The organism is Cobetia sp., from assembly GCF_983723665.1.
In genome coordinates, this window is record NZ_CFDJES010000244.1 from 1 (window position 1) to 2,690 (window position 2,690).

The window sequence follows — 2,690 nt, forward strand, 5'->3', positions numbered from 1 at the left end:
GAAAACTATGAGGATTTATTCTTTTAAAGAATAAAGAATAGAGGGTATGGTGGCTTCAGCATCAACAAGATTCGCATCAGTGGACGATCATCTGATGCCCGACCGCAGGACACCCCTGACATGTATCGCTATGACACCTACGACCAGACACTGGTCGACGAGCGGGTAGCTCAGTTCAAGGACCAGATGGATCGCTATCTGGCGGGCCGTCTGGGGGATGAAGAATTCCGCCCTCTGCGCCTGCAGAATGGCCTTTACATCCAGCGTCACGCCCCGATGCTGCGTATCGCCATTCCCTACGGCATGTTGAGCGCTGTCCAGCTGCGCGCCATGGCGGCCATCAGCCGTCGTTATGACCGTTCCTATGGACACTTCACGACTCGCCAGAATCTGCAGCTGAACTGGCCGAAGCTGGAAGATGTCCCGGCGATTCTCGCCGAATTGGCTCAGGTCGAGATGCATGCGATCCAGACCAGCGGCAACTGCATCCGCAATACCACGACTGACCAGTTCGCCGGTATCGCGGAAGATGAGACCGTCGATCCGCGTCCGTGGTGTGAGCTGATCCGTCAGTGGTCGACGCTTCACCCGGAATTTGCCTATCTGCCGCGCAAGTTCAAGATTGCCGTCACCGGCGCAAGCGCCGACCGTGCTGCCATCCAGGTCCACGATATCGGCATTCGTCTCAACCGCGCCGACGATGGCAGCGTCAAGGCCACCATCCTGGCGGGTGGCGGTCTCGGTCGTACGCCGATGGTCGGCGACATCGTGCGCGAAGACCTCGACTGGCAGCACCTGCTGACCTATCTGGACGCAATCGTGCGTGTCTACAACCAGTGGGGCCGTCGCGACAACAAGTACAAGGCGCGCATCAAGATCCTGGTCAAGGCACTGGGAGTCGAGGAATTCCGTCGTCGCGTCGAGGAAGAATGGGCCCATCTCAAGGATGGCCCGGAAACCCTCACCGACTCCGCCGTCACCAAGGCGACCAGCTACTTCCCCGAGCCTGTACGCCGTGAAGTCAGCGCCGAGGCCATCGAGGCCTATGAGACCCTGCGCCGCGAGAACCGTGTCTTCGCGCGTTTCGTGACCAACAATGTCGTCGGCCACAAGGTGCCGGGCTACAAGGCCGTCACCCTGTCGCTCAAGCGTCGTGAACTGGCCCCGGGTGACGTCACTGCTGACCAGATGGACGCCGTGGCTGACCTCGCGGAGCAATATGGCTTCGGTGAACTGCGTGTGACACACGAGCAGAACCTGGTGCTGTCAGACGTGCCTGTCGATGAGCTCGAGACACTCTGGAAGGCGCTGGAAGAACTCGGCATGGCCAACCCGACCGTCGGCACGCTGGCGGACATGATCTGCTGCCCGGGTGGCGATTTCTGCGCGCTGGCCAATGCCAAGTCGATTCCCATCGCTCAGGCACTGCAGGACCGCTTCGAAGACCTCGACTTCCTGTACGACCTCGGCCCGCTGGACCTGAATATCTCGGGCTGCATGAACGCCTGTGGCCATCACCACGTCGGTAACATCGGCATCCTGGGTGTCGACAAGAAAGGCCAGGAGTTCTACCAGGTCTCGCTGGGCGGACGCAGCGACGACAACGCCACGCTCGGCAAGATTCTCGGCCCGTCCTTCAATGCCGAAGACATGCCGAACGTCATCGACAAGGTGCTGCAGGTCTACGTCGAGCAGCGTCTGGAAGATGAAGTCTTCGTCGATACCTACCACCGCATCGGCATGAAGCCGTTCAAGGAGCGGGTCTATGCCTGAGGTGACTGCACAAATGACATCAGCACGTGAATTGACCGATCAGCGCCAAGGCGGCGTCATCCGTCAGAATCAGCTGGTGAGCGAAGATGCCTGGCAGGTCGTGCGTCGGGATGAAGACAGCAATCTACCGAGCTATCGGCAACCCGCCCTGCTGCCGCTGGCAGAATGGCAGTCGCTGGTCGCCGCCGGTGAAGGCTCTGATCATCTGGCGCCCTGGCTTGCCAGTGACACCGAGCTCACGCCCGAGCTGGGCGAGGCACTGGCGGACGCACCACTGCTGGGGGTCGACTTCCCGAACTTCAATGATGGCCGCGGTTACACCATCGCCCGCCTGATGCGTGAGCGCTTCGGCTATCAGGGTGAGATTCGCGCCATCGGTGACGTGCTGGTGGATCAACTCCACTACATGAGCCGTTGCGGCATCAGTGCTTTCGCCCTGCGTGATGATCAATACGTGGAAGATGCCTTGCATGCCCTGAGCTCGTTCAGCGTCAGCTACCAGACCGGCGTCGACCAGAAGACGCCGCTGTTCGCGCGTCGTTGATCGCCCGCTCTTGATCACTCACTGTTACTGCCTGCGGATAGACACGGATAGAAGGCAATCGCAGCTGAGTAAACCAAGCAAAAGCCCCCGTCCAGGATGGTCTCCCGGGCGGGGGCTTTTTTCGTGCCGGATGGTTAGTCTCTGCAGTGTCTTGCCTGACGTTTCGTCTCAGTCGCCTGAGCGGCTCTTCAGCCGGCGACGACCGTGGACAGCAGTGCCATCCCTCCCACCAGCAGTGCAGCCATCACCAGTCCCACCACCAGAAAGTCCAGCGCATGGCCGTGCTCGAAATCACGCTTGCGATTGGCCTCCTTCTGGACACCAAAGAATGCTGCCAGTACGGATTTGACTTCATTGATCATGATCGCCTCCT

At 60.0% G+C, this 2,690-nt stretch carries 3 protein-coding genes; 2 read left to right on the forward strand and 1 reads right to left on the reverse strand.

The features are described 5' to 3' along the window. Window positions 1–120 precede the first annotated feature (120 nt). Window positions 121–1,773, forward strand: coding sequence for a nitrite/sulfite reductase (locus tag AC4FAH_RS14395; RefSeq protein WP_213114619.1), 1,653 nt, complete (start codon window positions 121–123; stop codon window positions 1,771–1,773). 13 nt (window positions 1,774–1,786) lie between these two features. Further along, window positions 1,787–2,317 carry a DUF934 domain-containing protein gene (locus tag AC4FAH_RS14400; RefSeq protein ID WP_490246296.1) on the forward strand — a complete coding sequence of 177 codons (531 nt, stop codon included), beginning with the start codon at window positions 1,787–1,789 and terminating at the stop codon, window positions 2,315–2,317. A 188-nt stretch (window positions 2,318–2,505) separates the two neighbouring features. Here the strand turns inward: AC4FAH_RS14400 and AC4FAH_RS14405 are convergent. Next, window positions 2,506–2,690 (reverse strand): DUF2970 domain-containing protein (locus tag AC4FAH_RS14405; protein WP_490246297.1); only part of this gene is annotated, 185 nt, incomplete at its 5' end.

Coding starts and splice junctions, on each gene's coding strand:
- AC4FAH_RS14395 (WP_213114619.1), top strand. CDS start 121: ATGTATCGCTATGACACCTACGACCAGACACTGGTCGACGAGCGGGTA.
- AC4FAH_RS14400 (WP_490246296.1), top strand. CDS start 1,787: ATGACATCAGCACGTGAATTGACCGATCAGCGCCAAGGCGGCGTCATC.